This window comes from Pseudonocardia alaniniphila (assembly GCF_022524485.1).
GTDB lineage: Bacteria > Actinomycetota > Actinomycetes > Mycobacteriales > Pseudonocardiaceae > Pseudonocardia > Pseudonocardia alaniniphila.
In genome coordinates, this window is the sequence record NZ_JAKXMK010000024.1 from 135622 (window position 1) to 155693 (window position 20072).

The window sequence follows — 20072 nt, forward strand, 5'->3', positions numbered from 1 at the left end:
CGTGCGCGGATCCCCAGCGAACCGTGCGCGGCCGCCCGCAGGCTGGCCCCTGACAGATGCAGATCCACGGACTTCCGGAAGGACTCGATGAAGAACACCGACAAGGCGGTGACGGTGCTCGGCCTCGGCGCCATGGGCGGCGCGCTGGCCAGGGCGTTCGTTGCCGCCGGCCACCCGACCACGGTGTGGAACCGCGCCCCGGAGAAGGCCGCGGCGCTCGTCGCTGCGGGCGCGGTGCGCGCCGAGACGGCCACCGCGGCCGTTGCTGCGAGCCCGCTGGTGGTGGTCTGCCTGGGTGACCACCGCTCCGTGCACGAGGTGCTCGATCCGGTGGGCGACGCGCTTGCCGGACGGGTCCTGGTCAACCTCACCACCGGCACCCCCGAACAGGCCCGCGAGCTGGACGCCTGGGCGAGTGAGCGGGGCGCCGAGCACCTGGACGGCGGGATCATGGCGGTCCCCCCGATGATCGGAACGCCAGCGGCGTTCGTGCTCTACAGCGGACCGCTGCGCACGTTCGACGCCCACCGCGCGACGCTGGACGTGCTCGGTGACAGCCGGTTCGTCGGCGAGGACCCCGGGCTCGCCTCGCTGCACGACCTCGCCTTGCTCAGCGGCATGTACGGGATGTTCGAGGGCGCGCTGCAGGCCTTCGCGCTCGTCCGCTCGGCAGGCGGCTCGGCGAAGGACTTCGCGCCGGCGCTCCGCGAGTGGCTGCGCAACATGAGCGAGTTCGTGACCGGTTCGGCGGAGCAGATCGACACGCGCGACTACGCCACGGACGTGGTCGCCACGCTCGCCATGCAGGCGTCCAGCTACGGCCACCTCGTCGACGTCGCCGAGGCGCAGGGAGTCAGCACCGAGCTGATCACCCCACTCGCCGCGCTCATGGACCGCAGGGTCGCCGACGGGCACGGCCAGGACGGCATCGCAAGTGTGATCGAAGCGCTGGTCGAGCCGCGAGCGGCCACCGGCGTCACGGGAGGGAACCGATGAGCGAGAACAGCGCCCCACCGCTGACGATGATCGGCCTGGGCCCGATGGGCCGGGCGATGGTGCGGCGGTTCCTGGCCGCCGGGCACCCGACGACGGTGTGGAACCGCACGGCGGCGAGGGCCGACGACCTCGTGGCCGAGGGTGCGGTGCGGGCGGCCACGGTGGCGGATGCGGTGGCCGCCAACCGGCTGGTGCTGCTGAGCCTGACCGATTACGCCGCCATGTACGACGTCCTGAAGCCTGCGGAGGGCGAGCTCGCGGGCCGCGTGATCGTGAACCTGAGCTCCGACACCCCGGAACGCACGCGGGAGGCGGCCGCATGGCTGGCCGAGCGCGGAGCCGAACTGCTCGTCGGCGGGGTCATGGTGCCGGAGGAGATGGTCGGCACCGATGCGGCCTACGTCTTCTACAGTGGCCGACAGTCCACATTCGACGCTCACGAGCCCACGCTGCGCGTGATCGGCCGGGCCGACTACCGCGGCGCGGACCCAGCGCTGGCGCAGCTCTACTACCAGGCCCAGCTGTCGCTCTTCCTGACGTCACTGGCGGCGTACCTGCACGCCACGGCGCTGGTCGGCTCGGCCGGAGTGTCGGCGGCGGAGTTCCTTCCCTACGCGGTGGACAACGTCAGCGGTCTTGCGTACTTCCTCGACGAGGCCTCCCGCGAGATCGACAGCGGGCGGTACCCGGGCGACGCTGCCAACGTGACGATGATGGGCGCGACGGCGGACCACGTCGTGGGGTCGAGCCTGAGCGCCGGCATCGACGCGGGCCTTCCGGCCGCGGTCAAGTCGCTCTACGACCGCGCCATCGCCGCCGGCCACGGCCGTGACTCCTGGACGAGCCTGATCGAGGTGGTCAGGAAGGGGTAGCCGCGCCGGCGCCGGTGATCTCGGCGACGACGCTCCGGGTGACCGGAGCGCCGTCGGGCGCGGCCCGCAGCACCGGCCCGGCGATGGCGTCGAGCTCCAGCACCGCTCCGGCCATCGCGTCCTTGAGCATCGAGGACAGCATGGTCGCGGGGAGCGAGGAGAGCCGCTGCCGGACCGTGTCCGGGTCGATGTGGGCCCCGCCTCGCGCCGCCGCGGCCGCTGTCTCGGTGACCAGCGCGTCGAGCACGTCGGCGCGGGCCTCCCGGGCGGGCCCGATCGCCTCCCTCGTGCTCGTGGTGATCAGCGCGAGCGGACACAGGAAGGAGAGCTTGCGCCACAGCAGGGTGGCCTCGTCGGGCGCCGACGCGTCGACGTCGAGGCCCGCCTTCTGCAGCACCGCGGCTGCATCGGGCCCGGTGTCGGGACGATCGGCGGCGACCGCGTAGTCGTTGAACGGCGACAGGTGCTCGATCACACCGGGAGCCACCCGCGTCGCCTCCACCGCCACGGTCATGGGGGTGACGGCGGCGCTGCCGAACACGGCGCGCAGCAGCGGGACGTGGTCGATCCCGTTGAGCAGCGGCACCACGGTGGCCCCGGACACCAGCGACGGGGGGACCCGGGCCAGCGCACCGAGCAGGTCGGGGGCCTTGACCGTGACGAAGAGGAGGTCGACCGGCTCGGTCAGCCAGGGCCGCGCGGGCACCGACACACGACGGTCGCCATAGCGGCCGCTCCGCAGGCTGAGCCCGGAGGAGTTGATCGCGGTGCTGGTGCGGTCGGTGGCGAGCACCGTGACGGTGTGCCCCGCGTCGGCCAGGAGCACTCCGAGCATCCCGCCCACGGCGCCGGCTCCGAGGATCGCGATGCGCTGCGGGTGATCCGTCACGGAGTCCTCCTGTTCACCGCCGGCGCGGCCGCGTTGCGTCAGTCTGCGGGCTTGAGCGGGTCGTGCCCGATGGACATGAGCTTATGTCGCCAGGTGGCCTGTCCGGCTGTGGGCTCGAGGTCGTCGCGGCGCTGCTCGTACACCCGCTCGACGACCCGGCGCATGACGTGCGCGTCCTGATCGGTGATGTCGTGGCGACGTTTGCCGAGGATCGCCAGCACATCGTGCCCGGTAGGCGTGCCGGTCCGGTCCGGAAACTGCTCGGCGTCCTCCCCCGCGTCGCGGGTGCGCAGCCAGTCGCCCAGCTCACGTGAGGTCATGTTCACAACACGGTGGAACTCGTTCCACATCTCGTCGTCGACATCTGCCATGCATTCGGCCTACCCGGATCGGCCGCGCGCAACGCGTGGCTGATCAACTCCGCCTGCGGCGGGGCCGGGCCGCGGCGCCATCCTCCAGCTTGTCCTGCACTTCCTGCGCGACCGAGCATGCGTCGGCGGCCTCGACGCCGGTGCGGGTGGCGACGCGTTCCAGCAGGTGGCGCAGCACGCCACGCTCCGCGGGATCGAGCGGTTCGAGAACCTCTTCCTCCACGGCCGCGAGCCGGCGTTCGAGCTCGCACAGGCGCTCTGTTCCCGACTCGGTGAGCACGATGCGGCGGGCGCGACGGTCGGCAGGGTCGGGTTTGCGCTCGACCAGCCCCGCGCTCTCCAGGTCGTCGAGCAGGTAGGTCATCACGGTGCGGTCCAGACCGAGGTGCTGGGCCAGCGCGAGCTGGCTGCCCGGCTCACCACGCCCCGCCGCCGAGAGCACCTGGTAGCCCCGCGGCCCGCCCGGCACGTCGTCGACCGCTTCGTGCGCCGCCTTCAGGTACGACCTCATCACGGCGCCCAGCGCCCAGCCGAGATCCGAGTCGACGGTCGGCGGTGTGCTCACGGTCTCATCCTACCTGGGGGAATACGCAGTCAGAGAAGTTCGGTTGACACGATCGTCTTGATAGCAGACGATCTGCGGCGCAGAGATGCTGCACGACTGAAGGAGTTCCGATGACGTTTTTCCGCCTCGACGCGAGCATCCGTCGCGAGGGATCGGTGAGCCGCGAGGTGGCCGACACCGTGCAGCGCGCGTGGGTCGAGCGCCACCCGCACGACACGGTGGTCCGCCGCGATCTCACGGCGCCGCTGCTGTCTCCCGAGGTGTGGCTGCAGGCGGCCACCGCCGGGTTCCTGCCCGAGGAGGACCGCACCCCCGAGCAGCGCGCAGCCCGAACCCTGGCCTCACTGCTCGCCGACGAACTGCTCTCGGCCGACGCCGCGGTGATCTCGGCGCCGCTCTACAACTACGGCGTGCCGCAGCACCTCAAGAACTACATCGACCTGCTGCTCACCGACCAGCGCTTCATGGCGACGCCGCTGGAGGGAAAGCCGGTGACCCTCGTGGTCGCGCGCGGCGGTGGCTACGGCCCGGGCACCCCGCGCGAGGGGTGGGACCATGCCACCCCGTACCTGGTGCGGATCTTCGGTGAGTTCTTCGGCGCCGACCTCACGGTCGTCTCGGCCGAGCTGACCCTTGCCGATGTCAACCCGGCGATGGCCGAGCTGCGTGACGCCGCCGCCGCATCCAGGGCGGAGGCGCTGGAGCTCGCCCAGCTCACGGGACGGGCGCAGGCCGACCAGGTGGCCGCCAAGCGGGCGGAGAAGCAGCTGGAGGGCGTGGCCTGAGGCCACGGCGTGCGGTCCGGTCGGCGTTGCCCGGGTCGCCGCCCGCCCCTCAGACGAAAGCCCCCATGCCCGTCAGTGCCCGCCCGACGATCAAGGTGTTGATCTCCCGGGTTCCCTCGTAGGAGTAGAGGGCCTCTGCGTCGTTGAACACCTTGGCGATCCCGTAGTCGAGCACGATCCCGTTGCCGCCGAAGAGCTCCCTGGCGCGGGCGACGCTCTCCCGCAGCCGCGTGGTGCAGAACTGCTTCGCGAGCGCGGCCTGCTCGTCGCGGAAGATCCCCTGGTCCTGCAGCTGCGCCACCCGCACCGCCATGCCCAGCGACGCCGTCAGGTTGCCGATGATCGTGGCCAGGTGCTCCTGGACCAGCTGGAACTTCGCGATCGGGCGGCCGAACTGCTCGCGGGAGACGGCGTAGTCCCGAGCCAGCTCGTAGGTGTTCATCATCGCCCCCACCCCGCTCCAGGCCACACCACCGCGGGTGGCCCGCAGCACGCGGGCGGTGTCGCGGAAGGAGTTCGCGCGGGCCAGCCGGTTCTCCTCCGGCACCCGGCAGTCGGTGAGCTCGATGTCCGCGTTCTGCACCGTGCGCAGGGCGAGCTTCCTCTCGATCTTGCGGGCGACGAAGCCCGGCGTGCCCTTCTCGACCACGAAGCCCTTGACCTCGCCGTCGCCCTCGTCGCGGGCCCAGATGATGTTCAGGTCGGCGAACGTGGCGTTGCCGATCCAGCGTTTGGCGCCGTTGAGGACCCATGTGCCGCCATCGCGGCGAGCGGTGGTGTGCACGCCGCCTGCCACGTCGGACCCGTGGTCCGGCTCGGTGAGCCCGAAGGACCCGATCGCCTCCATCCTGCGCATCGGGGGCAACCATCGTTCCCGCTGCTCCTCGGAGCCGCACTCGTCGATCGTGCCCATGGCGAGTCCGGTGTGGACACCGAGGAAGGTGGCCATCGACGCGTCGGCCCGAGCGAACTCCGCCGCGATGAACGACGTGCACAGCTTGCTGCGTGCCGGGCGGCCGGGGAAGTCGATGCCGAGCCCGGCGATGTCGAGCGCCGCGATCTCCGGCACCAGGTGGTGCGGGAACTCCGCCCGCTCCCACTGGTCGAGGGCGATCGGCGCGACGTGCTCGGCGAGGAAGCCGCGCACCTTGTCGAGCAGATCGCGGTCCGCAGGCTCCAGCAGGTCGGCGTAGCCGTAGAAGTCGCCGGGCAGTGCGGCCGGCTCCTCGCCGTTGCGGGTCATGGGGTGTCCTCCTTGGTCGTCACGATCTGACCTCGGCGAGCCGATCCGCCGCGCCGGGATCCCGGCCACGGCGGTGAAACCGGGCAGGACCAGGACATGGCCGGGTAGATCATGGTTACCGGGGTACCCGCATTGCGACCACTCCACGACCGAGAGGACGTCATGGTCGCCTTCGGCTACTCCTTACTGTGCGAGCAGCGCGGGCCGCGTGAGCTCGTCGCCGATGCCGTCGCCGCCGAGGACGCCGGCTTCGACTTCGAAGTGATCAGCGACCACTACTTCCCGTGGCTCGACTCGCAGGCCCACGCGCCCAACGCCTGGCCGGTGCTCGGAGCTGTGGCGGCAGCCACCGAACGCGTGCCGCTGATGACCTACGTGACCTGCCCGATCATGCGCTACCACCCGGCCGTCGTGGCGCACAACGCGGCCACCGTGGCCCTGCTGGCAGGCGGGGAGCGCTTCGTCCTCGGCCTGGGCGCAGGTGAGAACCTCAACGAGCACGTCATCGGCCAGGGCTGGCCCCCGGTGAACGTGCGGCACGAGATGCTCGGAGAGGCCGTCGAGATCATCGGGGAGCTGTTCACGGGCGACTACGTCAACCGGAGCGGCACCTACTACCGGGTCGACTCGGCGAAGCTCTGGGACGTCCCGGACGGCGGTGTCCCGATCGCGGTCGCGGTCTCCGGACGGCAGTCGATCGAGTCGTTCGCTCCGGTGGCGGATGCGATGGTGGCGGTCGAACCGCGCCCGGACCTGGTGCAGGACTTCGACGACGCCGCAGGCATGACACTGCCCAAGATCGGTCAGCAGCCGATCTGCTGGGGCACCGACCCCGACGAGGCGGCCGCGCTGGCCCACGACCAGTTCCGCTGGTTCGCCGGTGGGTGGAAGGTCAACGCCGAGCTGCCCGGCCCCGCGGCCTTCGCCTCCGCCACCCAGTTCGTGCGGCGGGAAGACGTGGCCGAGGGACTCACCTGTGGCCCGGACGTGGCGGCCCACGTCGAAGCGGTACGGCCGTTCGTGGCCGCGGGGTTCACCCACGTCGCGCTCGTGCAGGTGGGCGGCGAGACACAGCCGGACTTCCTCACCTTCGCCGAGCGCGAACTGCTTCCCGCGCTCCGCGAGGAGTACGGCAAGCCCGGCGCCGCCCGGATCAAGGTGCGCTGAGCCCGCGACCGCACCGGCGGCATGTCTGTCCGGACCTGTCGCGCCGGAGCGTCGCCCGGTCAACGGGGGTGCGGGCAGCGAGCTGGGCCCGGCTGCGGGGCCGGGCCGAGTTGCGGGCCGAGTTGCGGGCCGAGTGGGTTCCGGCCGCGGGGCCGGGCTGAGCCGCCGGCGGGCCAAGCTGTCGGCGAGGCCGGGCTGCCGGGGCCAAGCTGCGGGTGGGGCCGGGCTGCCGGGACCGAGCCGCGGGGGCCAGGCTGTCGGGATGAGCCGCAGGCCGGGCCGGAGCTGCGGGGGCTGAGCCGGGCGGGCCGCGGACGAACGAGCGGCCCGCTCGTTCATTTCTGTCGGCGACCGTGCCGCTTGTTGGAGCGTGAGCCGCGGAGGCCTTTCATGATCAGCTTTTGGGGCCGGGTAGCCGTGTTATCGGCGGTTGTGGGTCCCCGTCTGGTGATCTTGGGTTCCATGATCAGCGTTTGGGGCCTGTTAGCCGTGTCATCAGCAGTCGCGGGGTCCGATCTGGTGATCATGAGTCCGCAGGGTCGGCCGGCGGTGCGCAGAGCGGCCCGCTCGTCGGGATCCATCGGGCGGATGGGCCACTCGTCGGAGCCGGAGCCGGAGCCGGAGCCGGAGCCGGAGCCGGAGCCGGAGCCGGAGCCGGAGCCGGAGCCTGGGTGGCTGCCATCCGGAGTTTTTGCCCGGGGTTCGCTTTCATGATCAGCGTTTGGGGTCGCGGAGCCGTGTTATCGACGGTTGCGGGGCCTGTTCTGGTGATCATGGCACCGGGGCGGCTCGGACTGGTGGGCGAGCGGCCCATTCGTTCAGATGTATCGCCTGCGTGTGCTGCTCGTGGAGCCGCGCCGGGTGGGTCCCTTCCATGATCAGCGTTTGGGACCTGGTAGCTGTGTCATCTGCTGTCGCGGGGCCCGATCTGATGATCATGGGGTCAGCGGCCGGTGCGCGAGCGGCCCGCTCGTCCGGATCTTCCGTGCGAACGAGCCACTCGTTGGAGCCGGATCGGGGTAGCCGCCATCCGGAGCCCCGCTCGCGGTTGCTTCCGTGATCAACGTTCGGGGCCGGGGAGTCGTGTTATCGGCGGTTGCGGGGCCCGTTCTGGTGATCATGGCTTCGCGGCGTGGCCGGCCCGGCGGGCGAGCGGCCCGCTCGTCCATCCCTGTCGTGCGGAAGGGCCACTCGTTGAGCTCGGCTTCGCAGCCCTCCCGGCCGGGCCCCATCTCGGACGATCGGCGCGCTCGTCCAGGCCTACGCGAGAACGCGCCAATCTCGCCCCGCGTGTCCCCTCCAGGTGTATGAGCGGCGCGTTCGTCCCAGACCTACCGGGGCCGAAGTGCCGCTCATCCAGGTCACCGCCGGGCGTAGCTCTCCCTCGGGAGGTTGTAGGCCAGGTCCACCGCCGTCTCCAGCGCCTCGTCCAGGCCTAGACGGTGCTCGGCCACCAGACGGGCGAGGTGGCCGGCGTCCACTCGACGGGCCAGGTCGTGGCGGGCCGGGATGGAGAGGAACGCCCGTGTGTCGTCGACGAAACCCGTGGTGTTGTAGAAGCCCGCGGTGTCGGTGACGGCTTCGCGGAATCGGCGCATGCCGTCCGGCGTGTCGAGGAACCACCACGGGGCGCCGAGCCGCATCGCCGGGTAGACGCCGGCGAGTGGGGCGAGTTCGCGTGAGTAGGTGGTCTCGTCCACCGTGAACACCACGAGCCGGAACCGGGGGTCCCGCCCGAACGACTCCAGCAGCGGGCGCATTGCGCGGGTGAACTCGGTGGCCACCGGGATGTCGAAGCCCTGGTCCGGACCGTGGAGGGCGTGCACGGCGGGGTCGTGGTCGCGCAGCACGCCGGGGTGCACCTGCATCACCAGCCCGTCCTCGCAGCTCATGCGGGCCATCTCGTGCAGCATGTGGCCGGCGAACGCGGCGGCGTCGGCCGGTTCGACGTGGCCTGCCCGCGCCGCGGCGTACACCCGGGCGGCCTCGCCGGCGGACAGCGGGGTGGTGTCGGTGCCGAGGTGCCCGTGGTCGGTGGCCATCGCTCCCGCCTCGACGAACGCACGGCGGCGCGCACGCAGCGCGTCGGTGAATCCGGTGTAGGAGCCCGTGTCGATGCCGGTCAGCTCGGCCAGCTGGTCGACGTCGGCCGTCCACGTAGGACGGTGGAGGTGCAGGAGGGCGTCGGGGCGGAAGGTCGGCACCACCTTGTCGCCCCATCCCTGCTCGCGCAGGACGGCGTGGTCCGGCAGCGTCGAGAGCGGGGAGTCGGTGGTGGCCAGCACCTCGATGCCGAACCGCTCGAAGAGGGCCCGCGGCCGGAACTCGGGCTTGGCGAGGCGCTCGGCGATGTGCTCGTACAGCTCGTCGGCGGTGTCCTCGCCGGGCTGCACCGTCACCTCGAAGATCTCGTGCAGCTCGTGCTCCAGCCAGTACCGCGTCGGCGTGCCCCGGAAGAGGTGCCATCCCGCGCAGAAGCGCCGCCAGATCACACGTGGGTCGGTCTCGACGGGGCCGTCGCCGGCGGCGACGCCGAGATCGCGCAGCTCGGCCCCCTGCGACACGAGCATGCGCAGCAGGTAGTGGTCGGGCACGACGAACAGGCCGGCCGGGTCGGGGAAGGGCCGGTCCTGCGCCAACACGCCGGCGTCGACGTGCCCGTGCATGCAGACCAGCGGGAGATCACGCGTGGCGTGGTAGACCTCCCGCGCCACGGACCGCGTCGCGGGGTCGGCGGGAAGGGCTCGGTCGTCATCGAGCAGCAGGGGACGCATCTAGCCTCCAATCGGTCTGAAAAGGATTGCAATACACAGCATCGATTGGCAAGCGCCGCCACGGGCAAAGTGGGCCTTGACGTGGGGCAACAAACGGTTTCACACTCTCACGGCGATTCACCCTGTGAGACGACCTGATGACGGAGGGACGCTGTTGGCCCCCACCATCCGTGACGTCGCCTCGGCCGCGGGCGTCTCGCAGTCCACGGTCTCGCGCGCCCTCTCGATGCCGGAGCTGGTGAATCCGGCGACCCGGGCACGGGTGCTGGAAGCGGCCGGCCGACTCGGCTACCAGCCCAACCGCGCGGCCCGCGGGCTGATCACCGGGCGCACCGGCAACCTCGGCCTCATCGTTCCCGATCTGTCCAACCCATTCTTCTCGTCCGTGGTCAAGGGCGTGCAGGCGGCGGCCCGAGGGGCCGACTACTCGCTGTTCATCGCCGACACCGACGAGGAGGCGAGCGCCGAGATCGAGTTGCTGCGGGCGCTCACCAGACAGGTCGACGGCATCGTCCTCTGCTCGCCCCGTTCGCCCGACGACGATCTTGCCCGCGTCGGCGTGGACAGCTCGGTCGTCCTCATGAACCGGCGCATCGAGGGGCGCCCGAGCGTCACCGTCGACAACGCCGACGGGATGCGGCAGGCGGTGGAGCACCTGTCCGCGCTCGGCCACCGGCGGATCGCTTACGTCGCCGGGCCGCGGACGTCCTGGTCGAACGCCCAGCGGGAGCGGGGACTGCATCAGAGCGCGGAGGACACCGGCAGCGATCTCGTGCACCTCGGCCACTTCCCGCCGCGGTTCGAGGGCGGTGTCGCCGCCGCCGATCTGGCACTCGCCTCCGGCGCGACGGCGGTGATCGCCTACAACGACGTGGTGGCGCTGGGACTGCTGAGCCGCCTGGGCTCGCGTCAGGTGTCGGTGCCCGACGAGATCAGCGTGCTGGGCTGCGACGACATCAGCATGTCGGCGATGACCCACCCGGCTCTGACCACCGTCTCCATCCCCAAGTGGGAGGCGGGTCGGGCCGCTGTCGTTCTGCTTCTCTCGCTGCTCGCCGAGGGCACCGCCGACTCGCCTGCTCCTGATCGCGAGCTCTCCGCCCAGCTCATCGTGCGCGCCACCACCGGTGTCGCCCCCGCCACCAGCCGTCCTGTACCGGGCGGCCACTCCATGAAGGGACCGACCGGATGAGGATGCAATGGCGCACCGCTCTGACTGCGGGCGGGGTCTGCGCACTCCTGCTCATGACGGCCTGCGGCGCGCCGGGAGGGCCACCTGCGGCCGAGGTGCCTGCGGGGGAGGTGCCGGCCCGCCCGAGCGCACCGGTGACGCTGAACGTGCTGGACGTCGCGGGCAACCTCCAGCTGACTCAGGGGATGATCGACGAGTTCGTGGCGCAGAACCCGGACGTCGTCTCGCGCGTCACGTATGAGAAGGCGGCGGCGCCGGAGATGGCGGGCAAGATCAAGGCCCAGCAGGACGCCGGGCGCATCAACATCGACCTCGTGCTCACCGGCACCGACGGGCTCTCCGCGGGTGCCGAGCAGGGCCTGTTCACGCCCCTGCTGCCGCAGTTCGGGGATCGGCTGACGGGGATGAAGGACTACCTCGAGCCCGCCGCCGCGATGCAGGAGTTGGCCGCCGACCAGGGCGTGGTCATCACCTACTACCCGTCAGGGCCGCTGCTGGAGTACGCCCCCGACCGCGTGCCCGACCCGCCGAACACCGCCGACGAACTGCTCGCCTACGCGGCGGCGCACCCGGGCAAGGTCGGCTACGCGCGCCCGTCCAACTCCGGGCCCGGACGCACCTTCCTGATGGGGCTGCCCTACATCCTCGGCGACTCCGACCCCAAGGACCCGGTGAACGGCTGGGCGAAGACGTGGGCGTACCTGGCTGAGCTGAACAAGCACATCGAGTCCTACCCGTCGGGCACCGCGGACACGATGAAGAACCTGGCCAACGGCACCTACGACATCATCGTCAGCACCACCGGATGGGACATCAACCCGCGCGCGCTGGGCACCGTGCCCGCCGACTACAAGGTCACCACGCTCGACGGGTTCACCTGGGTGACCGACGCCCACTACGCCGCGATCCCGAAGGGTGTCTCGGCCGACAAGCAGTCGGCGGTGCTCGCGCTGCTCGCGTTCATGCTCACCCCGCAGCAGCAGGCGAAGGCCTACGACACCGGCTACTTCTACCCCGGCCCGGCGATCAAGGGCGTCACGCTCGACATGGCACCGCAGCAGAGCCGCGACGTGATCGCCCAGTTCGGCCGTCCCGAGTACGAGGCTCTGATCCGCGATCACCCCACCGCCACCCCGCTGGCCACGAAGGACATGGTCGCCGCGTTCGACCGCTGGGACCGCGAGATCGGCGGTGGCAGCCGGTGACCGAAAGGTCGTTCACCGAACTTCGGCTCGATGGTGTGGGACGCCGGTTCGCAGGCAAGGACGCACTGGTCGACCTCGATCTGACGATCAGAGCGGGCGAGTTCATCGCGCTGCTCGGGCCGTCGGGGTGCGGGAAGTCGACGGCGCTGAACTGCCTGGCAGGCCTGCTCCCCCTCACCACCGGGAGCATCTGGCAACGGGGGCCGGAGGGGGAGCGGCGGATCGACACGCTGCCCCCGGAGAAGCGCGGGTTCGGCATGGTGTTCCAGAGCTACGCGCTCTTCCCGCACATGTCGGTGCGCCGCAACGTCGCCTTCGGGCTGCAGATGCGGCGGCTGCCCCGCGCCGAGGTCGTGCGCCGCACCGCCGAGGCGATCAGCCTCGTCCAGCTCGACGAGCACGCGAGCAAGCTGCCCGGCCAGCTCTCCGGCGGGCAGCAGCAACGCGTGGCGATCGCCCGCGCGGTGGTGCTGGAGCCCTCGCTCGTGCTGATGGACGAACCGCTGTCCAACCTGGACGCGAAGCTACGGCTGGAGATGCGGTCGGAGATCCGCAGGCTGCACCAGTCGCTGGGGCTCACCACGGTCTACGTCACGCACGACCAGGAGGAGGCGCTCTCGCTCGCCGACCGGCTCGTCGTGCTCCGCGAGGGGCGGGTGCAGCAGATCGGCACATCCGAGGAGCTGCACACCCGGCCGTCGAACTGGCACGTCGCCGACTTCATGGGCTTCCGCAACATCATGGAGGTCGACGTCACGCACGTGAGCGGCACGGAGGTCGCGGTGGCGGCAGGCGAGCTGCGCCTGCGCGGCACGGCGACGGCCGACGTGTCGGTCGGGGACCGGGTGGTGGCAGCCGTGCGTCCCGAGGACGTTCTGGTCGGCACGGCGGACGGACCGGACGGAACACCGGCCACCGTGGAGGTGGCGGGGTACCAGGGGCGCGAGCTCGCCGTGGAGGTCCGCACGTCCGACGGCCGGGCGCTGCACCTGCGCACCGAGCAGCGGCTGGCGCCGGGCGACGCCGTCACCCTGACCATCGACCCCCAGCGGCTGCTCATCTACCCACTCGCAGCGGGTGAGCACGTCCCGGAGCCGCTCGTGGCCGCGGTGCCGTCGTGAGGGTGCCGTCGTGAGCCTCATCGCCGAGCGCGCAACCGGGCAGGAGCGCCGGGAGCAGGACCCCGGGCTGCGCCACCGCCTGGCCGAGCGGGGCATCGACCGGCATCTGCTCCTGCTCCTGCCGGCGGTGCTGTTCGTGGTGCTGCTGTTCCTGTACCCGTTCTTCTACGGCCTGCAGCTGTCCTTCGCGCCGGAGGAGGGCGGCCCGCTCGCCAGCTACCAGGCGTTCTTCTCCGACGCCTACCAGAGCGACACGATCTGGAACACGCTCCGGCTGGCGCTACCCGCGGCGCTGCTCAACGTGCTGGCGTCCGTGCCGATCGCCTACCGGATGCGGGGCAGCTTCCGCGGGAAGCGGCTGCTGACGATCGTGCTCGTCGTCCCGATCACGCTCGGCACCGTGCTCACGGCACAGGGCCTGCTGAACTACCTCGGCCCGGCCGGCTGGTTCAACAAGATCCTGATGTCGCTGGGGCTGATCGACGACCCGGTGCGGCTGGTGAACAACTACTGGGGCGTCTTCTTCTCCCTGGTGATCACCGGGTTCCCGTTCGCGTTCCTGCTGATCCTGTCCTACCTGTCCGGGATCGACCCCACGCTGGAGCGGGCGGCGGCCACGCTGGGTGCCGACTGGCGCCAGCGCTTCCGCTACATCACGCTGCCGCTGCTCGCCCCGGGCCTCGCCACCACGTTCTGCCTGGCCTTCGTGCTGGCGTTCAGCGTGTTCCCGTCGGCGGTGCTCGTGGGCAACCCGGCGGGGGAGACGCGCGTGCTCGCCCTTGCCGCCTACCAAGCGGCCTACGAGCAGTACGACTACTCGCTGGCCTCGGCCATCGCGATGGTGATGGGGGCGGTCGAGTTGATCGTCATCGGCGTCGTCCTGCTGTGGCGCTCGCGGCTCTACACCGGCTCGACGGGAGGCAAGGGCTGATGGCTGACACCGCCTCGGCGCCCCCGCGGCGCCGGCTCGTCGCGAGTCCGTCGGGCTGGCTGATCTGGGGTGCGGTCGCGTTCTTCCTCGTGAACCTCGCCGGAGTGATCGGCGCCGTCCTCGTGAGCTCGTTCGGCACCCAGTGGTTCGGCACGTGGCTGCCGAGCGGTTTCACCACGGGCTGGTACAGCACGGCGTGGCGGGAGTTCGGGCTCCTCCAGGTCGTCGGCGTCACCCTGCAGGTGTCGCTGCTCGTGGTGGTGATCTCGGTGCTGATCGGCGTGCCGGCGGCATATGTGCTGGCCAGGCGCACGTTCCCGGGCAAGAAGATCGTCTACTTCGCGTTCCTGCTGCCGATCCTCATGCCGCCGATCACCTACGGCATCCCGCTCGCGACCGTGCTCTACAAGTTCGGCTTCGCGGGCAACGCCTCGGGTGTGGTGCTCGCCAACCTGGTGCCGTCGGTGCCGTTCGTGATCCTCACGATGACGCCGTTCATCGAGCAGATCAACCCGAGCATCGAGTCCGCGGCCCGGATGTGCGGCGCCGGCACGCGCGCGCTGTTCGTCCGCGTGCTCGGCCCACTGCTCGTACCGGGCATGCTCGCGGCGGCCATCCTGGTGCTGGTGCGCACCGTGGGCATGTTCGAGCTGACGTTCCTCACCGCCGGCCCCGATTCGCAGACGTTGGTGGTCGCGCTCTACTACTCGATGTCGGCGGCCGGGATCCGGGCGCAGCAGTCCGTCGACGCGATGGCCGTGATCTACACGTCGACGATGCTCGTGCTGCTCGTCGTCGCGCTGCGGTTCGTCAACCCGACACAGCTGGTCGCCCGGGTCAAGGAGACACCGGAACCGTGACGACGGACGTGCCCCGCCTCTCCGGGGCGACCCTGGGCCGGATCGCCCCCGGCGTGCACATCGGCGCCCGGCGCCCCGACGCCGCGGTCGGCATCGTGCACCTCGGTATCGGCGCGTTCCACCGGGCCCACCAGGCCGTCTACACCGAGGAGGCGATGGCGGCCGAGGGCGTCGGGCACTGGGGGATCTGTGGGGTGACGCAGCGCTCGCGCGCCGTCGTCGACCAGCTGGGGCCGCAGGACGGGTTCTACGGCGTGCTCGAGGGAAGCGACGACGGCGTCTCGGTCCGGGTGGTCGGCTCGGTGCTCGAGGTGGTGCCGGCAGGTGAGCAGCCGGAACTGGTGCAGTCGCGGATCGCGGACGAGGCGGTCCGCGTCGTCACCCTGACCGTCACGGAGAAGGGCTATCGGCGCGACCCCAGCGGCAGGCTCGACCTGCGCGACGCGGGGGTGCAGGCCGACCTGGCCGGCGCCGCACCACCGATCACGGCGATCGGCCGGCTGGTGCGCGGCCTGCAGGAACGCAATCGGCGGCACGGCGCGTCGATCACTGTGCTGTCGTGCGACAACCTCGTGGGCAACGGAGAGGTGGTCCGCGGGCTCGTGGCGGACTTCTGTGCCGCGCTGCCCTCTGCGGAGGGCGAGCCGCTGCGGGAGTGGGTGGCCTCGTCGGTGTCGTTCCCGAGCAGCATGGTCGACCGGATCGTGCCCGCCGCCACCGACGACGACCGCGCTCAGGCCCGCCAACTGCTCGGCGTGCGCGACGACGGGCTGGTGGTGGCCGAGCCGTTCCGCCAGTGGGTGATCGAGGACGACTTTGCCGGGCCCGTGCCCGCGTGGCACCGGGCAGGCGCCACCCTGACCGCCGACGTGGCGCCGTACGAGGCGGTGAAGCTGCGCCTGCTCAACGCCACCCACTCGCTGCTGGCCTACACCGGCGCGCTCGCCGGGTACACGACGATCGCCGAGGCCATGCGCGACGACAGGCTCTCCGCGGCGGCCACGGCGCTGATGGCGCAGGACGCGCTGCCCACGCTCACCCGTCCCGACGACCTCGACCTGGCCGATTACCAGCAGTCGGTGCTCGCCCGCTTCGCCAACCCGGTGCTGCGCCACCGCACCACGCAGGTGGCGATGGACGGCTCCCAGAAGCTGCCCGTCCGGCTCCTGGGTACCGTCCGCGACCGTCTGCGGGCCGGTGCCGAACCGCGCTGGGCGGCGCTGGCCGTGGCGGCATGGATGGTCTACGTCGCCAGGGAGCGCGACGCCCTCGGCCGGCCGCTGCCGCTGGACGACCCGCTGGCCGACCGGCTGCGGAGCGCCGCCGCAGGGCCCGAGAGTGGGCTCGTCGAGCGGATGCTCGCCGTGGAGGAGGTCTTCGACCCGGAGTTGCGCGACTCCACGGTGTTCCGGGGCCTGATCGCCGAGGGTGTGAAGGAGCTGCTGGTCACCCGGTGAACAGCGGCGGCAGCTCGCGGGCCGCCGCCGCGAGACTGGGCCCGTACCACGTGAGCAGCCGCCCGCTGACCAGCACCGCAGGCACATCGGGGAACGCCTCGGGGCCGTCGTCGGCCGTGAAGAGGTACGGCTCGTCGGGCAACACCACGAGGTCGTGCTCCGGGAGGGCGGTGGGGTCGAAACGCGGGTAGCGCTCCTCGTGCGTGGCCAGCACGTTGTCGACGCCGAGGCGGGCGAGCACGGCGCCCGTGAACGTGTCGCGCCCGACAGCCATCCACGGTTTCCGCCAGATCGGCACCACCGCCCGGAGCCGTCGCTCCGGCTCGGGGAGCGCGGCCCACGCGGCCTGCGCATCGTCGAGCCAGGCGGGCCGGTCGAGGCCGCACGCGGCCAGCATCCGCGCCAAGGACGTGAATGCGTCGTCGACCGTGCGGATGTCGGTGACGTACACGGCGACGCCCGCCGCACGCAGGGCGTCGAGATCGGGGAGGCGGTTCTCCTCCTGGTTGGCGAGCACGAGATCGGGCGCCAGATCCAGGATCGCGGCGACGTCCGGGTTCTTGGTGCCCTTGACGCGGGTGACGTCGAGACCGGCGGGGTGGGTGCACCAGTCGGTGGCGCCGACCAGCAGGCCAGGCGCCGTCTCGGCCACCGCCTCGGTGAGCGACGGCACGATCGAGACGACCCGGCGGACGTCAGCAGGAACGGGCACGGTGCGGCCCTCGTCGTCGACCACCACGGATCGACCCTAACCGCGCCGCAGCCCGGGAGGTGACCGAGCGGCACTCTCGTCCGGGGCGGGCGGGCGGCTCGTTCTGGTGACCGGCGGGTTTAGCGGTTTCATGATCACCGGTTGGGGGTCGGGAACTGCTGCTGGTACGTCTGCGGGTCCCCAATTGCTGATCATGAGGTCAGCCGGGGTGCCCGCCGGGCTGGCCAGCCTGGTGGCTCGTGAGTTGGACGAATGGCACTTTCGCGCGGTAGGTCGGGGCAGACGGGCCGCTCGTTCCGGTGGTCGGCGGGTCCGCGTTTTCGTGATCACCGGCTGGGGGTCTGGAACTGCTGCTGGCACGGCTGCGGGTCCCCAATTGCTGATCATGAGGTCAGCCGGGTGCCCGCCAGGCCCGCGGGCTCGTGAGCTGAACGAGCGTGACTCCTGTCCGGTGGGTCGGGGCCCGCGGGCGGCTCGTTCGACCGTCTGGCCGGTCCCGGGGTTTCATGATCATCGGTTCGGGTCCTGTAGCGCTGATAACACCGTTCCCGGTCCCCAATTGCTGATCATGACGTCGGGTGGGGTTCCGGCCTGGCTGGCCGTCCAGCCGGCTCGGTGGTTGGACGAGCGGGCTTTCGCGCGATAGGTCCGGGTGAGCGGGCCGCTCGTTTCGTGGTCTGGCGGGTCCGGCGGTTTCATGATCACCAGTTGGGGGTCGGGAACTGCTGGTGGCACGGCTGCGGGTCCCCAATTGCTGATCATGAGGTCAGCCGGGTGCCCGCCAGGCCGGCTCGGGAGTTGGACGAGCGGGATTCCCGTCCGATGAGTCGGGGTGGGCGGTCGTTCATGGAGCCGCCCGGTCCGCGGCTTCATGATCATCGGTTGGGGCCCTGTAACCGGTGGTGGCACGGCTGCACGTCCCCAATTGCTGATCATGAGGTCGGGTGGGGTGCCCGCCGGGCTGGCCAGCCTGGTGGCTCGTGAGTTGGACGAATGGCACTTTCGCACGGTAGGTCGGGGCAGACAGGCCGCTCGTTTCGTGGTCTGGCGGGTCCGGCGGTTTCATGATCACCGGTTGGGGGTCGGGAACTGCTGGTGGCACGGCTGCCCGTCCTCAGTCGCTGATCATGAGGTCCCGGGTGGCCCTGCGACGCCGGCGCACTCCCGGTCCGGAGGTGGGCGAGCCGCGCTCTCGTTCGATGGGTGCGGATCAACGTGTCGCTCATCCACCCAACGGCAAGGTGCGATCCCGTATGGGCGGCGATCACCGGACCGCAGGCAGACCTCGCCGAACGTCGGGGACGCACGGCGCGGTACCGACCGGACGTGGCACGGTTCGCGGCGCTTCCCAGCGAGCCCGACCCCGATGACTGGGCCGACCTCGCCCTCCTCGCCGGTCCGGGGGAGAAGTTGGTGATCAGCGGGGCGCCGCGTACTCCGCCGGAGGGCTGGGAGTACCGAGGGGGCGAGGGCGTGCAGATGGTCGGCACCGCGGTCGAGGTGGGCCCGGATCCCGAGGCCGTGCAACTGGGCGCCGCCGACGTGCCCGAGATGCTCGACCTCGTGGCTCGCACCCAACCGGGCCCGTTCGAAGCCAACACCCTCCTGATGGGCACCTACCTGGGCATTCGCATCGACGGAGCGCTCGTCGCGATGGCCGGGGAGCGGTTCCGGCCTCCGGGCTGGTCGGAGATCAGCGCGGTCTGCACGGACCCGGACTACCGGGGCCGAGGCCTCGCGTCGCGCCTGATCCGGGCGGTCGGGGCGGTGATCCGGGAGCGCGGTGACGTGCCGTATCTGCACGCGGCGGGCACCAACACCACGGCGATCCGGCTCTACGAGCACATGGGCTTCACGCTGCGCAGGTATGTCGTGTTCGCCCTGCTCCGCACGCCGGTGCAGCTCGGGGCGGACGTCACGTCGATGACGTGACGGGCCGGCGTCAGGCCCACAGTTTGTGTGCGGCAGGCGACACCACGTCGTCATAGCCTGCGTCGCCGCTGGTCAGCCCGCTGGCACGGGTGAACTCGACGAGGCTGCTGACGGCCTCCGGCGAGATCGCCTGCTCGTAGAAGCCGACGTCACGCGCGACCACGTCGGCGATCAGCTCGGCCTCCATCGCCGGGAACAGGGCCCGGCCGACGTCGGTGGCCAGCCCGGGATCGGCGCGCAGTTCCGACTGCGCCCGGGCGATGCCGCGCACGGCAGCCGCGGTGGCGTCCGGCTCGTCACGGATCGTGCGCCTGGTCGCCATGAGCGCGGGGAAGGTGAAGAGCGACGCCGGGCTCGCGTCCCGGCGTGCGTCGACGACCACGCGGCCGACCCCGCGCCGCACCGCCACCTCGGCGCCCATTCCGTTGGCCCAGAACGCGTCGATCCGACCGTCCGCCAGCGCCTGGGCAGCGGTGACACCGAAGGAGACGTTGCCGGCGTCGGCGCCGCGGACAGGTTCGATGGTGACGCCCGCGGCGGCGATGTCGAGCCCTTCGGCCGCCAGCAGCCGGCGCAGCCCCAGGTCGGGCCCGGGTGCGGCGCCGATCCGGACGTTCGTGATCCGGGCCAGCGTGGTGCGCTCGACATCGAGGTCGGGCCGCACGACCAGGAACCAGTACATGTTGCGGGCCAGCGCGCCCAGCAGCTGGACGTCCTGCCAGCCGGGGTCGGCGTAGACCGGCGCGTGCGCGGAGCCGGCGAGGAAGTCGATGGCCCCGTCACGTAGCGCGGCCACGGCGTCGGTGACCGGGAACAGCAGGTCGAGCTCGACGTCGAGCCCCTCCTCTCGCATGAATCCCAGCTCGACCGCGGCAATCGCGGGAAAGTAGGAATTGGACACGAGATCGGGCACGACAAGGCGCATAAGGGTCTTCCTGGCTCGGTCCATGACGGATCACCAGCATATGTGGCCGACGTTTCCGTCGATGCCGGTTTCTAT

At 71.2% G+C, this 20072-nt stretch carries 18 protein-coding genes; 11 read left to right on the plus strand and 7 right to left on the minus strand.

Annotation, left to right across the window (positions count from 1 at the left end):
* Positions 1–87 precede the first annotated feature (87 nt).
* Entirely contained in the window at positions 88–996 is a 909-nt protein-coding gene (locus MMF94_RS26605; protein ID WP_241039928.1) for an NAD(P)-dependent oxidoreductase, read from the plus strand.
* Positions 993–1868: an NAD(P)-dependent oxidoreductase gene (locus MMF94_RS26610; protein ID WP_241039929.1), complete on the plus strand. Its 876-nt coding sequence runs from the start codon at positions 993–995 to the stop codon at positions 1866–1868. Before MMF94_RS26605 ends, MMF94_RS26610 begins: the two co-directional genes overlap by 4 nt.
* Here the strand turns inward: MMF94_RS26610 and MMF94_RS26615 are convergent.
* The 3 genes from MMF94_RS26615 to MMF94_RS26625 are packed head-to-tail and all read right to left on the minus strand — an operon-like array spanning position 1855 to position 3693.
* Positions 1855–2757: a ketopantoate reductase family protein gene (locus MMF94_RS26615; protein ID WP_241039930.1), complete on the minus strand. Its 903-nt coding sequence runs from the start codon at positions 2755–2757 to the stop codon at positions 1855–1857. The genes MMF94_RS26610 and MMF94_RS26615 overlap by 14 nt on opposite strands.
* A 38-nt stretch (positions 2758–2795) precedes the next feature.
* Positions 2796–3128 (minus strand): DUF3140 domain-containing protein, encoded by a 333-nt coding sequence (locus MMF94_RS26620; protein ID WP_241039931.1) that lies wholly within the window; start codon positions 3126–3128, stop codon positions 2796–2798.
* A 43-nt stretch (positions 3129–3171) separates the two neighbouring features.
* Complete coding sequence (locus MMF94_RS26625; protein ID WP_241039932.1) at positions 3172–3693, minus strand: MarR family winged helix-turn-helix transcriptional regulator; 522 nt, start codon at positions 3691–3693, stop codon at positions 3172–3174.
* 110 nt (positions 3694–3803) lie between these two features.
* On the opposite strand from MMF94_RS26625, the gene MMF94_RS26630 reads away from it, so the two are divergent.
* The gene (locus MMF94_RS26630; RefSeq protein ID WP_241039933.1) at positions 3804–4478 is read left to right on the plus strand and encodes an FMN-dependent NADH-azoreductase; all 675 of its coding nucleotides are present in this window, start codon (positions 3804–3806) and stop codon (positions 4476–4478) included.
* A 49-nt stretch (positions 4479–4527) separates the two neighbouring features.
* Here the strand turns inward: MMF94_RS26630 and MMF94_RS26635 are convergent, their stop codons facing one another.
* On the minus strand, positions 4528–5721 hold the full coding sequence (locus MMF94_RS26635; protein WP_241039934.1) for an acyl-CoA dehydrogenase family protein: 1194 nt from the start codon (positions 5719–5721) through the stop codon (positions 4528–4530).
* Positions 5722–5883: 162 nt separating this feature from the next.
* On the opposite strand from MMF94_RS26635, the gene MMF94_RS26640 reads away from it, so the two are divergent.
* Entirely contained in the window at positions 5884–6888 is a 1005-nt protein-coding gene (locus tag MMF94_RS26640; RefSeq protein ID WP_241039935.1) for a TIGR03557 family F420-dependent LLM class oxidoreductase, read from the plus strand.
* A gap of 1361 nt (positions 6889–8249) precedes the next feature.
* On the opposite strand, the gene uxaC is transcribed toward MMF94_RS26640, so the two are convergent.
* Positions 8250–9662: a glucuronate isomerase gene (uxaC, locus tag MMF94_RS26645; protein ID WP_241039936.1), complete on the minus strand. Its 1413-nt coding sequence runs from the start codon at positions 9660–9662 to the stop codon at positions 8250–8252.
* 154 nt (positions 9663–9816) lie between these two features.
* Here uxaC and MMF94_RS26650 point away from each other — a divergent pair, with 154 nt between their 5' ends.
* From MMF94_RS26650 to MMF94_RS26675, 6 genes are read left to right on the plus strand one after another with little or no spacing between them, the layout of a single operon-like run.
* A complete protein-coding gene (locus tag MMF94_RS26650) occupies positions 9817–10854 on the plus strand; it encodes a LacI family DNA-binding transcriptional regulator (RefSeq protein WP_241039937.1) in 1038 nt (345 codons plus the stop codon).
* Entirely contained in the window at positions 10851–12059 is a 1209-nt protein-coding gene (locus tag MMF94_RS26655; RefSeq protein WP_241039938.1) for an extracellular solute-binding protein, read from the plus strand. The genes MMF94_RS26650 and MMF94_RS26655 overlap by 4 nt, the downstream gene beginning before the upstream one ends.
* Positions 12056–13180: an ABC transporter ATP-binding protein gene (locus MMF94_RS26660; protein ID WP_241039939.1), complete on the plus strand. Its 1125-nt coding sequence runs from the start codon at positions 12056–12058 to the stop codon at positions 13178–13180. The genes MMF94_RS26655 and MMF94_RS26660 overlap by 4 nt, the downstream gene beginning before the upstream one ends.
* Positions 13181–13190: 10 nt before the next feature.
* Positions 13191–14111, plus strand: a complete 921-nt coding sequence (locus MMF94_RS26665) for an ABC transporter permease (protein ID WP_241039940.1) — start codon at positions 13191–13193, stop codon at positions 14109–14111.
* The gene (locus MMF94_RS26670; protein WP_241039941.1) at positions 14111–14971 is read left to right on the plus strand and encodes an ABC transporter permease; all 861 of its coding nucleotides are present in this window, start codon (positions 14111–14113) and stop codon (positions 14969–14971) included. The genes MMF94_RS26665 and MMF94_RS26670 overlap by 1 nt, the downstream gene beginning before the upstream one ends.
* Entirely contained in the window at positions 14968–16428 is a 1461-nt protein-coding gene (locus MMF94_RS26675) for a mannitol dehydrogenase family protein (protein ID WP_241039942.1), read from the plus strand. The genes MMF94_RS26670 and MMF94_RS26675 overlap by 4 nt, the downstream gene beginning before the upstream one ends.
* Here MMF94_RS26675 and MMF94_RS26680 read toward each other — a convergent pair.
* Positions 16418–17164 carry a helical backbone metal receptor gene (locus MMF94_RS26680; protein ID WP_241039985.1) on the minus strand — a complete coding sequence of 249 codons (747 nt, stop codon included), beginning with the start codon at positions 17162–17164 and terminating at the stop codon, positions 16418–16420. The genes MMF94_RS26675 and MMF94_RS26680 overlap by 11 nt on opposite strands.
* Positions 17165–18466: 1302 nt before the next feature.
* Here MMF94_RS26680 and MMF94_RS26685 point away from each other — a divergent pair.
* Positions 18467–19072 (plus strand): GNAT family N-acetyltransferase, encoded by a 606-nt coding sequence (locus MMF94_RS26685; protein ID WP_338104370.1) that lies wholly within the window; start codon positions 18467–18469, stop codon positions 19070–19072.
* Positions 19073–19082: 10 nt separating this feature from the next.
* Here MMF94_RS26685 and MMF94_RS26690 read toward each other — a convergent pair whose 3' ends face one another.
* Positions 19083–19997 carry an ABC transporter substrate-binding protein gene (locus tag MMF94_RS26690; RefSeq protein WP_241039943.1) on the minus strand — a complete coding sequence of 305 codons (915 nt, stop codon included), beginning with the start codon at positions 19995–19997 and terminating at the stop codon, positions 19083–19085.
* Positions 19998–20072: the final 75 nt, after the last annotated feature.

Bases quoted from the DNA above. Each gene is read 5' to 3' on its own strand.
- MMF94_RS26605 (WP_241039928.1), top strand. From the start codon at position 88: ATGAAGAACACCGACAAGGCGGTGACGGTGCTCGGCCTCGGCGCCATG.
- MMF94_RS26610 (WP_241039929.1), top strand. From the start codon at position 993: ATGAGCGAGAACAGCGCCCCACCGCTGACGATGATCGGCCTGGGCCCG.
- MMF94_RS26620 (WP_241039931.1), bottom strand. From the start codon at position 3,128: ATGGCAGATGTCGACGACGAGATGTGGAACGAGTTCCACCGTGTTGTG.
- MMF94_RS26630 (WP_241039933.1), top strand. From the start codon at position 3,804: ATGACGTTTTTCCGCCTCGACGCGAGCATCCGTCGCGAGGGATCGGTG.
- MMF94_RS26635 (WP_241039934.1), bottom strand. From the start codon at position 5,721: ATGACCCGCAACGGCGAGGAGCCGGCCGCACTGCCCGGCGACTTCTAC.
- MMF94_RS26640 (WP_241039935.1), top strand. From the start codon at position 5,884: ATGGTCGCCTTCGGCTACTCCTTACTGTGCGAGCAGCGCGGGCCGCGT.
- uxaC (WP_241039936.1), bottom strand. From the start codon at position 9,662: ATGCGTCCCCTGCTGCTCGATGACGACCGAGCCCTTCCCGCCGACCCC.
- MMF94_RS26655 (WP_241039938.1), top strand. From the start codon at position 10,851: ATGAGGATGCAATGGCGCACCGCTCTGACTGCGGGCGGGGTCTGCGCA.
- MMF94_RS26670 (WP_241039941.1), top strand. From the start codon at position 14,111: ATGGCTGACACCGCCTCGGCGCCCCCGCGGCGCCGGCTCGTCGCGAGT.
- MMF94_RS26690 (WP_241039943.1), bottom strand. From the start codon at position 19,997: ATGCGCCTTGTCGTGCCCGATCTCGTGTCCAATTCCTACTTTCCCGCG.